General features: G+C 43.1%; 13 protein-coding genes. 2 read left to right on the forward strand and 11 right to left on the reverse strand.

What is annotated here, in order from left to right:
* Positions 1-118: 118 nt before the first annotated feature.
* The 3 genes from upp to BIV16_RS12555 are packed head-to-tail and all read right to left on the reverse strand — an operon-like array spanning position 119 to position 2,277.
* On the reverse strand, positions 119-748 hold the full coding sequence (gene upp, locus BIV16_RS12545; RefSeq protein WP_075680448.1) for a uracil phosphoribosyltransferase: 630 nt from the start codon (positions 746-748) through the stop codon (positions 119-121).
* Positions 749-751: 3 nt separating this feature from the next.
* Positions 752-1,210, reverse strand: a complete 459-nt coding sequence (locus BIV16_RS12550) for an arsenate reductase/protein-tyrosine-phosphatase family protein (RefSeq protein WP_075680449.1) — start codon at positions 1,208-1,210, stop codon at positions 752-754.
* A 14-nt stretch (positions 1,211-1,224) separates the two neighbouring features.
* Positions 1,225-2,277, reverse strand: a complete 1,053-nt coding sequence (locus BIV16_RS12555; protein ID WP_075680450.1) for an L-threonylcarbamoyladenylate synthase — start codon at positions 2,275-2,277, stop codon at positions 1,225-1,227.
* A gap of 157 nt (positions 2,278-2,434) precedes the next feature.
* On the opposite strand from BIV16_RS12555, the gene BIV16_RS12560 reads away from it, so the two are divergent.
* Complete coding sequence (locus BIV16_RS12560; RefSeq protein WP_075680451.1) at positions 2,435-3,472, forward strand: aldose epimerase family protein; 1,038 nt, start codon at positions 2,435-2,437, stop codon at positions 3,470-3,472.
* A gap of 198 nt (positions 3,473-3,670) precedes the next feature.
* A complete protein-coding gene (locus BIV16_RS12565) occupies positions 3,671-3,841 on the forward strand; it encodes a DUF362 domain-containing protein (RefSeq protein WP_075680452.1) in 171 nt (56 codons plus the stop codon).
* A gap of 50 nt (positions 3,842-3,891) precedes the next feature.
* On the opposite strand, the gene BIV16_RS12570 is transcribed toward BIV16_RS12565, so the two are convergent.
* The 8 genes from BIV16_RS12570 to BIV16_RS12605 form a co-directional block, all read right to left on the reverse strand.
* The gene (locus BIV16_RS12570) at positions 3,892-4,548 is read right to left on the reverse strand and encodes a helix-turn-helix domain-containing protein (protein ID WP_075680453.1); all 657 of its coding nucleotides are present in this window, start codon (positions 4,546-4,548) and stop codon (positions 3,892-3,894) included.
* A 165-nt stretch (positions 4,549-4,713) separates the two neighbouring features.
* Positions 4,714-6,048 (reverse strand): replicative DNA helicase, encoded by a 1,335-nt coding sequence (gene dnaB, locus BIV16_RS12575; RefSeq protein ID WP_075680454.1) that lies wholly within the window; start codon positions 6,046-6,048, stop codon positions 4,714-4,716.
* Positions 6,049-6,060: 12 nt separating this feature from the next.
* Positions 6,061-6,507, reverse strand: coding sequence for a 50S ribosomal protein L9 (gene rplI, locus BIV16_RS12580; protein WP_075680455.1), 447 nt, complete (start codon positions 6,505-6,507; stop codon positions 6,061-6,063).
* Positions 6,508-6,550: 43 nt separating this feature from the next.
* Positions 6,551-8,602 carry a DHH family phosphoesterase gene (locus tag BIV16_RS12585; RefSeq protein ID WP_075680456.1) on the reverse strand — a complete coding sequence of 684 codons (2,052 nt, stop codon included), beginning with the start codon at positions 8,600-8,602 and terminating at the stop codon, positions 6,551-6,553.
* A gap of 116 nt (positions 8,603-8,718) precedes the next feature.
* Positions 8,719-10,107, reverse strand: coding sequence for an MATE family efflux transporter (locus BIV16_RS12590; protein ID WP_075680457.1), 1,389 nt, complete (start codon positions 10,105-10,107; stop codon positions 8,719-8,721).
* A 3-nt stretch (positions 10,108-10,110) separates the two neighbouring features.
* On the reverse strand, positions 10,111-11,142 hold the full coding sequence (locus BIV16_RS12595; protein WP_075680458.1) for an alpha-hydroxy-acid oxidizing protein: 1,032 nt from the start codon (positions 11,140-11,142) through the stop codon (positions 10,111-10,113).
* A 429-nt stretch (positions 11,143-11,571) separates the two neighbouring features.
* Entirely contained in the window at positions 11,572-11,832 is a 261-nt protein-coding gene (rpsR, locus tag BIV16_RS12600; RefSeq protein WP_075680459.1) for a 30S ribosomal protein S18, read from the reverse strand.
* A gap of 15 nt (positions 11,833-11,847) precedes the next feature.
* Complete coding sequence (locus BIV16_RS12605) at positions 11,848-12,291, reverse strand: single-stranded DNA-binding protein (protein ID WP_075680460.1); 444 nt, start codon at positions 12,289-12,291, stop codon at positions 11,848-11,850.
* Positions 12,292-12,360 lie beyond the last annotated feature (69 nt).

Raw genomic sequence — 12,360 nt, forward strand, 5'->3', positions numbered from 1 at the left:
TTTCCGAGCATCTTATTGCGAAAAATTGACAAGAATTTCACATTCCCGTCTGCCATTCTGATATCTCTACTGTCGACAACAGGCCGCCAGAACTGTGGCGACCTGTATAATTTTTCCATTATTTTGTACCGAAAATTCTGTCTCCGGCATCTCCAAGACCTGGCACAATATAACCATGTTCATTTAAATGGTCATCTAATGCACCGATGTAAACATCCACATCCGGATGAGCTTCCTGCATTTTCTTTACGCCTTCCGGAGCCGCAATAATACACATCAGACGGATATGCTGTACCCCTTTGTCTTTTAACATCTGGATTGCTGCTGCAGAAGAACCTCCTGTTGCAAGCATTGGATCTACGACAAATACCTCACGGTTTGCACAATCCTCTGGAAGTTTGCAGTAGTATTCTACCGGCTCTAATGTTTCCGGGTCACGGTAAAGACCGATATGTCCCACTTTTGCAGCCGGAATCATAGCAAGCATTCCGTCTACCATTCCAAGACCTGCACGTAAGATTGGCACAACTGCTAATTTCTTACCTTTTAATTCTTTTACGGTTGTGGTGCAGATTGGTGTCTCAATCTCAACATCTGATAACTGCAAATCTCTTGTTGCTTCATAGCACATCAGCATTGCAATCTCGCTTACCAAAGTACGGAAATCTTTGGAACCTGTTTCCTTTCTTCTGATAATTCCAATTTTGTGCTGAATCAATGGGTGATCCATAACGACTACTTTTGACATCTTTTATTCTCCTTCGTTTAATAAATTCACTAATTTTTTGATTGTTTTTCGCATTGTTTCGTAACAGAGTCCATACTGCTGGAGTGTTCCGCCATATGGATTGATAATCTCCAATTCATCGCCGACAAGCTCTGTCAGCACATGAACATTTTCCGGGTCTGCATTTTCATATTTTTCCAGAATCTTTTCCATCTGATTGTGCTCCATCGTCAATACCAGCGTATCGTCCGAAAAATCTTCCTCCACCAGCTGGGTTGACATGTAGCCTTCCATGTTGATGCCATTGCTGATCATGACCGCCTCAGTCTTCTGATTAAGTGGTTCCGGGAAAAGAACGACCAGCCCTCTTGCCTGAATTTCAACCGGATGTTTTAAGGTATATTCACTTAATATCCCAGCTGCAAGTGGTGCCCGGCTTGTACCGCTTTCTGCCACAAAAATAATCTTATCGTATTTTTTCATGCTGCACACATCTCCTAAACTGTTAACACCTGGTGTCCTGCTGCTTTTAAAAGCCGGTTCATGATTGCCTGTCCAATCCTTGGTGTTGCAAAACTTTCTGAATAGATGGCATCCACACCAGAATCATCGAATTCACGCAAAATCTTGTAGAGATGTTTTGCAATTGCATCCTCGTCCGCTCTTGCTCCTATGCTGAACACAACGTCCGCCTCGTAGGACGCTTTCGTCTCGTCGGTTGCAATGACACCAACTTTTAATCCCTGGCTTTGTTTTTCTTTTACCAATTCATTAATCTTTGCTGTAACAGCCTCCGATGCACCGTCTACCAATACCAAATCTGCTTTTGGCGCATAGTGCTTGTACTTCATTCCAGGTGCTTTCGGCTTCTTTAGGGAATCCGAAGCGATAATTCCCGGGTCCACTTTTACTTCTTCCCCCAGGACTTCCTCTAACATTTCTTTGGTGATATAACCCGGACGCAAAATCATCGGGGTATCTTCTGTCAAATCTATGATGGTAGATTCAATTCCGATTCCAACCGGACCACCATCCAAAATCATTGGAATCTTTCCATCCAGGTCACCTTTTACATGCTGCGCCTCCGTCGGGCTTGGCTTGCCGGAAGTGTTTGCACTCGGCGCTGCAATCAGGCATCCGCTCTGTTCAATCAGGCGGAGTGCAATCGGATGATTTGGCATACGGATTGCAACTGTATCCATTCCTCCGGTCGTCTCATACGGAACCTTCTCATTCTTCCATACAATCATCGTAAGTGGTCCCGGCCAAAACGCATCGGATAACTTTCTTGCCTGTTCTGGCACCTCTTTTGCAATCGATTCCAAATCCTCAAATTTGGAAATATGAACAATCAGAGGATTGTCCGATGGTCTGCCTTTTGCGGCATAAATCTTCTTCGACGCCTCGGAATGTAGTGCGTCTGCTCCAAGTCCATACACGGTCTCCGTCGGAAATGCCACGAGTCCGCCATCTGCAATGATACGCGCTGCATCTTCCATCTTATCTGTGTCTATCTGCTCTGCATCTATTTTTACTACCTTTGTCTGCATGATTCTTTACTTCTTTCTTTCTGGTTTTTCAAAAATCCACCCTGCTCTTATTATCTCATACTTATGAAAATTAAGCAACATACTTGCTATGTTTTTACAAATGTGAGATAATAACGATATTATGGAAATAAGGCAAACGAAAGGGTATGGCTATTTCATGAAAATAACAAAATCAAATTTTGGCGCAACAAGCGCCGGTGAAAACGTAAATTTATATCACATGGAAAATAACTCCGGTGCCTATGTCGAAATCATCGACTTTGGCTGCCGCGTTGTTAAAATTGTAGTTCCAGACAAATCGGGTAATATGACCGATGTTTGTCTTGGATATGATTCCTTAGGCGAATACACAACCGACGAGGGAAGCCTTGGTGCTGTCGTAGGCCGTGTTGCAAATCGTATCAAGGATGGTCATTTTTCTTTGAACGGCAAGGAATACCAGCTTGCCATCAACTGTGGCTCTAACCATCTGCATGGTGGAATCCATGGTTTTGGCTTACGTGTATGGGATTCTAAAATCAAAGATGACAAACTTATTTTAACCTATCATGCAAAAGATGGGGAAGAGGGATATCCTGGAAATCTGACACTGACCGTTACTTACGGCTGGACAGAGGACAATGAGCTCTCCATTCTTTATCTCGCAGATACAGATGCGGACACCTTATTAAATGTTACAAATCATGCCTATTTCAATTTGAATGGAGAAGGAAATGGAGACGTTCTTTCTCACGAATTATTTATTGACGCAGACGAGATTACAGAATTTGACAGCACACAGGCTCCAACCGGTAAATTCCTTACCGTAACCGGAACACCTTTTGACTTTAGAACGATTCATTCTATTGGCAAGTTCGTAGACAGCGATTACGAACAGTTCCGCAAATTTGGCACCTATGACCACAACTTTGTCATCAATGGCACAGGACTCCGCGAGGCCGCTATTTTACAGTCCAAGGAATCCGGCATCCGTCTGACCTGTTTTACAGACCAGCCTGGCATGCAGCTTTATGTTCCGGGCGAAGGCATTGAAATGACCGGAAAAAATGGCAACAGTTACGTGCAAAACAGCGCTGTCTGCTTAGAGACACAGCATTATCCGGATTCTATCAACCATGATAATTTCCCAAGCATTGTGCTGCATGCCGGAGAGACATTCCGTTCTAAGACACTATATCATTTCTCTACTTTTTAAACTCTATCGGTTTTAGGGGAATAAAGGAATGTGCTTTTTTTCGTACAAGGAAAATCCACATTTTCTCTTGTATTCACTGACTTTTTGTATTAGAATATGCTCAAAGCTATGTGTATAGCAAGTAATGTAAATCTGTCCGCTTTTTAGCGGATGGATTCTTACAAAATATTTTTCAAATTATAAAGGAGGAACATAATTATGGCATACGTAATTTCTGATTCTTGTGTATCATGTGGAACATGTGAACCTGAATGTCCAGTAGGAGCAATCTCTCAGGGAGATAGCCAGTACCAGATCGACGCTGCTGCATGTGTTGAATGTGGAACATGTGCTGGTGCTTGTCCTACAGGTGCTATCAGCCAGGAATAATTCCTACAATTTGAAATGTAGTTACATACATTTCCTACAAGAAAAAACCGTCACACTTGTGACGGTTTTTTCTTGTTCCATTTTAAGAACGACTTTTCTTTTTTTCTTAATTTTTCACGGATAGCGGCATCTAACTTGCGATACCGTTCCTCCTGTGCCTCTTCCTGCTCTCTTGCAAGGTAATTCATTTCCTTTAAGACCTGCTCCGATACCTCTTCCCCAATTTCTTTGCTAAATGCAGACCTTTGATCCGCAATTGCCTCACCCACAATCTCACGCATCAGTTCTTTGAACTGCTCCATTTTCTCTGGATTGGACGTAACCGGCTCCGGCTGTTGTAAAAAAAGCGGCACCTGTTCCATGCCCTGTGTGGCAGCATACTCTGCTGTCGTCTGCCTGGTGGTGGGAGGCTGTATCGTAACCTGACGGATAAATGGCATTGTCTCTTTTGGAGCATCCGTATCAGCTGACTTCGGATTCAGGGTTCCATTATGTACAATCATGCGGATTGCCTTCAACTGATACCCTTTCTCCTTCAGTTCTTTAATCTTTTGGAATTCTTCGATGTTTTCCTTCGTATAGTATCGATGTCCCATTTCATTCCGTGGGATTTTCAAGTCGAGTTCATCTTCCCAGTAACGCAACACATGTGATTCCACATCCACAAGATTTGCAGCATCTGAAATCATGTAACGTACCTTTTCCAATTGACGGCCTCCTTCATGTAATTCTATCCCTTGCAAAACAGTCTTTCGGGAACAGGAACTGCTGCCTGTCCCCGTAAAAACCTGTTTTTCCTCTCTTTTATTATAAAGAGTTTGGACATGCCTTACAATGAAAATCGGTCGTATTATTCCGACACAAAATGACGGCTATTTCTCCATATTTGCAAATTTTGTGTACTGAGGTAACCATACGAGGTTTACCGTTCCGATTGGACCATTTCTTTGTTTTGCGATGATGATTTCGGAGATTCCTTTCATCTCACTGTCTTTGTTATAGTAATCATCACGATAGATAAACATCACCACGTCGGCATCCTGCTCGATGGCTCCGGACTCTCGCAGGTCGGACAACATCGGACGATGATCCGGACGCTGCTCCACAGCTCGGGAAAGCTGGGATAACGCGATAACCGGACAGGATAATTCACGGGCTAACGCCTTTAAGGACCTTGAAATATCAGAGATTTCCTGCTGACGTGACTCGGTTCTTCCTGACCCTGTCATAAGCTGTAAGTAGTCGATGATGATTAATTTCAGATCATGCTCTAACTTAAATTTACGGCATTTGCTTCGCATCTCATTGATGGAGATACCTGGTGTATCGTCGATAATCAATTTGGAATTGCCGACTACGCCGGCACCCTCAATCAGCATCTCCCACTCCGCGTCGGATAAGTTACCGGTACGAAGCTTTTGTGCATCCACTCTTGACTCCAAAGAAAACATACGGTTTACCAGCTGTTCCTTTGACATCTCGAGTGAAAAGATTGCGGTACACATATCTTCATGAAACGCTACATACTGTGCAATATTCAATACGAATGCCGTCTTACCCATGGAAGGACGGGCTGCAATCAGAATCAAATCAGATGGCTGTAAACCAGCAGTACGATAATCAAGATCAACAAATCCGGTCGGAATACCGGTAACGGTACCGGATGTTTTGGCTGCCTTTTCGATTTTTTCCAGGGCATTCATGACTACCTGACGAATCGGTGTGTAATCGGTATTTCCCTGACGGCTGGACAGTAATCCGAAAATGTCCTTTTCAGTCTTATCCATGATAAAATCTAAGGACTCTGTGCCTGCATAGCACTCATTTTCAATCTCCTGATTGACTTTGATGAGCTGTCTGCGCATGGCATTTTCTTTTACAATGTTGGCGTAATATTTTACATTTGCAGAGGTTGGCACTGCGGTAATCAGGTCTCTGACATATTCCAGACTTGAAATCTCCGGTGGCACATCTTTTTCTTTCAGTTTATTCTGTAAGGTCACAAGGTCAACCGGCTGTCCCGCATTGAACAGCTCAATCATACTTTCAAATAAAATACCATACTGCTGATGATAAAAATCTTCTTTTATCAGTAGTTCCATTGCGGTCACAATGGCATCTTTATCCATAATCATGGAACCGATAACAGATTGTTCTGCCTCTAAGCTGTTTGGCATAATGCGCTTAATCAAGGCATCATTTTCCATGAATATTTCCTCCTAACCCTCTACTACATGTACCGCAAGTGTACCGGTTACCTTTGGATGAAGCTTAATTGGCACCTGGTAAACACCAAATGATTTGATTGCTTCCGGTAACTGCATTTTTTTCTTATCTAACTCCAATTGTAGTTGTTCTTTTGCAGCAAGGGAAATCTCTTTGGTAGAGATGGAGCCAAATGTACGTCCGCCTTCTCCTGCTTTCATTTTTACAACGACCTGTTTATCTTCTAAGCTTTTTGCAAGCGCCTGTGCGGCTTCTAAGTTCTCCTGTGCAACTTTGTCTGCATGCTGATTCTGGAGTTTTAAATCATTCATGTTTTTTGCAGTTGCTTCCACGCCAAGCTTCTTTGGTAAAATGGCATTTCTTGCATAACCGTCACTTACGTTTACAATTTCACCTTTTTTTCCTAATGCTTTTACATCCTGTAATAAAATAATTTTCATGTGAATCCCTCATTTCTGTCTGAATTTGATACAATCTGAAATTTTATTCTACGATATTTCCTTCTTTTAACATCTCATCAATCGTATCCTGAATGATGTGTTTTGCCTGAATAATCGAACAGTCTGTCAGCTGTGCACCCGCCACATTCAGATGACCACCGCCACCTAAACGCTCCATGATAAGCTGTACATTGATTTCATCGATGGAACGGGAGCTGACATAAATCTTGCCCTGGTATTCAGTCAGTACAAATGATGCCTTGATTCCAATAATATTTAGAAGCTCATTTGCAGCCTGTGCACCTACGATGGTAGGGCTTTCAATCTTATCTGCCGGACAAACGGAAATTGCAAATGCGCCACGGTATACCTCTGCATGACGGACAGCTTCTGCTCTTGCCTTGTAGGCATCCATATCATTCCGAAGTTTCTTACGGACGCGGGTTACCTCTGCGCCGGCACGTTTCAAGTACGCAGCCGCCTCAAACGTACGCACACCTGTCTTTGTCATGAAGTTATTGGTATCAATCAGAATTCCGGCATAGATACAGTCTGCCTCTGCCGGGTCTAGCTTGATATTCTCTGAAAAATATTGCAATACCTCTGCTATCATCTCGCATGCACTGGAAGCATACGGTTCAATATAGGACAATACCGGATTCTCAATGACCTCACTACTTTGTCTGTGATGGTCAAAAACGACAATCGTTTTCGTACGTTTCAACAGTTCCGGACACTCTGTATAATTTGGACGGTTGGTGTCTACTACCATCACAAGGGTATCCTGGTTCGTAATCAAAAGTGCCTCATCATTTTTAATAAACAAATCGGATGGATAACCATTCTCCGGTGTGAAGCATTCTACGAGTGGACGCAGTGATGATGTCACCTCATTCAATACAATCTGACACTTCTTACCCAATGTCTTGGATGCACAGTAAACACCGATTGCGGCTCCTAAGGAATCCACATCGCTGATGGAATGACCCATGACCACAACATGTTCACGGCTTTCAATAATCTCACGCAATGCATGCGCCTTTACTCTGGCTTTTACTCTGGTGTTACGCTCTACCTGTTTTGCTTTTCCACCGTAATAGGAGATTTCTTCTCCTTCTTTTACCACAACCTGGTCTCCACCACGTCCTAATGCAAGATCAATTGCCATTCTGGCGAGCTCGTAATTATGGTTGTAGTTAAGTCCGTCAATGCCGACACCAATACTTAAGGTGACCGCCATCTCATTTCCGACTTTTACAGTCTTAACGTCTTCAATCAGGCTGAATTTGTCCTCTTCTAACTGACGCAGATATTTGTACTTAAATACGACAAAGTATTTGTCTTTTTCGATTTTACGGACAAGTGCATCAATCTCCATAAAGTATTTATTTACTTTTCGGTCAATCAGCGCCACCAAAAGAGAACGTTTTACATCCTCAATACTGTCAAGCGCCTCATCATAATTGTCGATGTAGACGAGTGCTGCGACAAGCTTCTGGTCTTCATTTTCCTTGATGTAACGGTTCAGTTCTGTCTCATCAAACAAATACAGCGCAGTCAGATACTCTTCGCTCTCTGCCATGGAAAGAATATCACTCTTTTTGGCAATGGAATCAAAATAAATTCGTTTTAATGCCACTCTGTAATAGTTCTCTTCTAATTTCAGATTGACCGATTCCACTTCCTCTTCCCGCTGTAACACTTCCTTCGTGATACTTGGGAATACCGTCGATACCGATTTGTGATAATTTTTATCTTTTCCGGTCATCTCCGTAAATTGCTCGTTTACCCATAAAAACTTGCCGTTGTAATCCAACAATGCATACGGTATCTCAAATTCGTTCAACAGCTGCTTTTGCACGGTTCCGTACTGCGTCGCAAAATTGACCAGCTCATCTATCAGAACCGGTTTCATACGGAAAAATCCGTAAAACGCTGCTCCTAAATAAACAACCGAAAAACCGGAAACGATTCCTCCTGCCCTGCGGCTGATAAAATAGACCGGAACATTCATCAGCACCAAAAGCGCCCCCGCTATCAATGGCCAGTATAAATGGTTCCGCAGTCTGCCTTTTAATTTTATTTTGCCTTTCATAAACAATCTCCATTCTGTCCAGACACTTCTGTCCAAAGGTCATAACGCCACAAAACGCTGTGACACTACTATGGATTATACCATTTTGCATACTTAAGATAAAGTATTTTTGTATTTTAGGAAAGAACCTTTTTTCTCTCCCAGTTTTTTCCTAAGAAACGTTTGGTAAAAATAATGCCACGTATCGTCCAGTCGGCGAACATGCCAATCCAGACTCCCATCGTCCCAAAGCTGCAGAAACGAATCAGATAGATGGCGAGCGCCACCCTGCAAAACCACATCGTACAGGTTGCGGTAAGCATGGAAAAACGCACATCTCCCGCCGCACGAAGACCGTAAGCCGGGATAAAAGAAAGACTCCACACAATCGGTTTTACAATCGTGATGGCAATCATCATCTCATAGCACAAATCGGCACTGTTTTGCTCCATTCCTGCAATCCGCATGATGGGACGGCACAGTATAAAGACAAGCAGACACGTAAAAATCAGCACAAGTTCCCCGTACCAGGTCAGCTTTACAATGTAGTATCTCGCTTCCTCTTTTCTTCCTGCTCCAATTGCCTGGCCGACAACCGTCATCAGACCGATTCCCACACCGATTGCGGCGATACCGTTCAGATTCTCAAAGACATTCGTCATCGCCTGGGCGGTAATTGCATAGGTTGCAAGCGTGGATACCGAGGACTGGATGGCAAGCTTTCCAAATTGAAACATTCCATTCTCAATACCTGCCGGAATTCCGATAGACAGAACTTTTTGAATCATGGAAAAATCCGGCCTGATTTTTCCATATTGGTTTAATACAATCACCTGTTTTTGTTTTCGCAGACAAAAAAGTACCACAACCGCACAGAAAATCCGGGAAAACAGGGTTGAAACCGCCGCTCCCGCAACCCCCATTCCAAATCCGAAAATCAAGATTGCGTTTCCGGTAATATTGAGGATATTGGAGGTGACGGAAATCGTCATTGGAAATTTTGAATTTCCACAAGAGCGGTAAAATGCCCCACCCGCGTTAAACAGCGCAATAAATGGGTAAGACACAACCGTAATCAAAAAGTATACAATCGCATTTTCCATCACCGTCGGCTCGACTGAGCCAAAAATCAGACGTAGTAGTGGTTTACATAAAATCAAGCAAAGCAACATCAACGAGACCGATATTACCAGCACCGTGAGAAAAATCTGTCTGGCTGCCTTGTTACAGCCTTCTTTATCGCCCCGTCCGAGATATTGGGAACAGATAATCGCTGCCCCCGTTGCAAGGGCTGCAAACACCTGAATGACAAGCGTATTGATAGAGTCCACCAACGATACGGATGCGACTGCCACGCTTCCCACATTGCTGACCATCATCGTATCCACCATTCCCATGAGTGAATTTAGCAATTGTTCAATCATAATTGGAATCAGTAATTTCCATAAATCCTTTGAGGAAAAAAGAAGGTGATTCCACTCTATTTTCGTGCTGTCATAACATTTATTTTTCAAAAAACGAAACATTTTTTATCTCCAGTCCGCCGGAACGCGAACCATATCTTTGGTAATCTCCCCTAAATTGGTGGCTCCGCACATTGCCATCGTATCTTTAAGCTCTGTGCCGATTTTTTCAATATATAACTTCACGCCTTCTTCGCCACCACCATAAACAGCGGTCACGAAAGGCCGGCAGATTAAGACACCGTCTGCACCAAGCGCTAGTGCTTTGAATACATCGGTACCGCAGCGAATTCCACCATCTACAAGCACTTTCATGCTTCCATTCACTTCTGCCACAATCTCTTCTAACACTTCTGCTGTTGCCAGACAGGAATCTAACACACGTCCGCCATGGTTTGAAACCACAATGGCTGCTGCACCTGCTTCTTTTGCTTTTCTTGCACCCTTGGCAGTCATAACACCTTTTACAATAAAAGGTACCTTGGCAAGTTCTGCAATCTCTTTTAATTCTTCTACGGTTTTACTTCCTGCCGGCGGTTCCATATTCTTTAAAAAAGGAAGTCCGGCTGCATCCACATCCATTGCAACCGCAAATGCTCCTGCCTCATGCACAAGCTCCATTTTTTCCTCGATTGTCGCAAAATTCCAAGGCTTTATCGTTGGAATTCCGGCACCATTTTCCTCTCCGATTGCTTTTGCTGCGCACCGCACAACTTCAGGGTTCGTTCCATCCCCGGTAAATGCTGCAATGCCAGCCTTGGAACAGGCCGATACCAACACCTTGTTGTAGCTCATATCATCATATTTTTCTCCGTAATGAAGATTTACTGCACCAACTGGTCCTGCAAAAAAAGGATAGCGGAACTCCTTTCCAAAGAAATTACACGTTGTGTCAATCTGTTTATTTTCATAAAGCGTATCCATCTGAACACGAATTTCTTTCCATTTCTCATAATTACGAATCGCCGTATCACCGACTCCCTTTGCACCCGGCCCCGGCATCTGGCTTTTGCAAGCCTTTCCATTACATTCCTTGCATGCCTTACAATATGGGCCAATACATGTTTTCGCACTTTCTAATACTTCCTGATATGTCATATGAAACACCTCTCCTTTTCTACTTGAATTTAGATGTGAGATAATTAGTTATTATTTTTCAGGTGATACTTGTACAAAGGCAGGTCTATTTCGTGACTTTGGAAGAATATTAGAAAATCTTAGTATGCCTGAACTTCCACAGTGATGCTCTGCCATGGATGGCAGAACAAGGCTTCACGAGCCATGGAGGGCTCGTTGAATGCCGGTCACGTCACTACAAAATAACCTTCTCCAGGCATACTTAGACTTTTCTTATATTCGCACAACGGAACAAAATAGACATGACTTTGTACAAGTATCACCTGAAAATAGTAAATAATTGTCTCACACCTGAATCCAATATGCAAAAAAGACCAGCTCTCCAATGGATTGCTGGCCTTAACCTCATTTTGTCATATGTGATTCCAAATCGGGCAACCCGTATGGAATTTATTCGCAAACGTATGGCATAAGAGCGATGTGACGTGCTCTCTTGATTGCTACTGTAAGCGCTCTCTGATGTTTTGCACAGTTTCCTGTGATACGACGAGGAAGAATCTTTCCTCTCTCAGAGATGTATCTCTTTAATTTGTTTGTATCTTTGTAATCGATAACGTTATCTTTTCCACAGAAAACACAAACTTTTTTTCTTCTATGCATTGGACGTCTCTTCATTGGAGCGCCGTCTCTACCTTCTTTATTGAAAGCCATGATAATTACCTCCTATTAATCGTTAAATGGTAACTCTTCATCAATTCCATCCGGAATATTCATGAAGCCATCCCCTGCAGCACTGCTTGGTGATGGTCTGTCGGCAGGTGCAAATCCACTGTTCTCAGCAGATGCATTTTTGCTTTCAGCAAATTCCTGCTCTTCTACGACAACATCTGTTGTGTAAACTCTCTGTCCGTCCTTGTTAGTATAGCTTCCTGTCTGAATACGGCCTGTCACTAATACCTTTGTTCCTTTGCGGAAATATTTCTCTGCAAATTCACCGGCACGTCCGAATGCTACACATCCGATGAAATCAGCGGTCTGCTGATCTCCGTCACGTCTGAATCTACGATCGACTGCGATTGTATATCTTGCAATGGCGGTTGCCTGTTCACCCTGTGAATAACGAACCTCAGGGTCTCTTGTTAATCGTCCCATAAGAATAACTTTGTTCATACGATTTCTTTCCTCTCTTTCAAGTCAGAACCTATGGGTTCTAACAAACCTATAGTCCTAAGAAACCTA

The sequence above is a fragment of the Roseburia sp. 831b genome (assembly GCF_001940165.2).
Taxonomy (GTDB): Bacteria; Bacillota; Clostridia; order Lachnospirales; family Lachnospiraceae; genus Roseburia.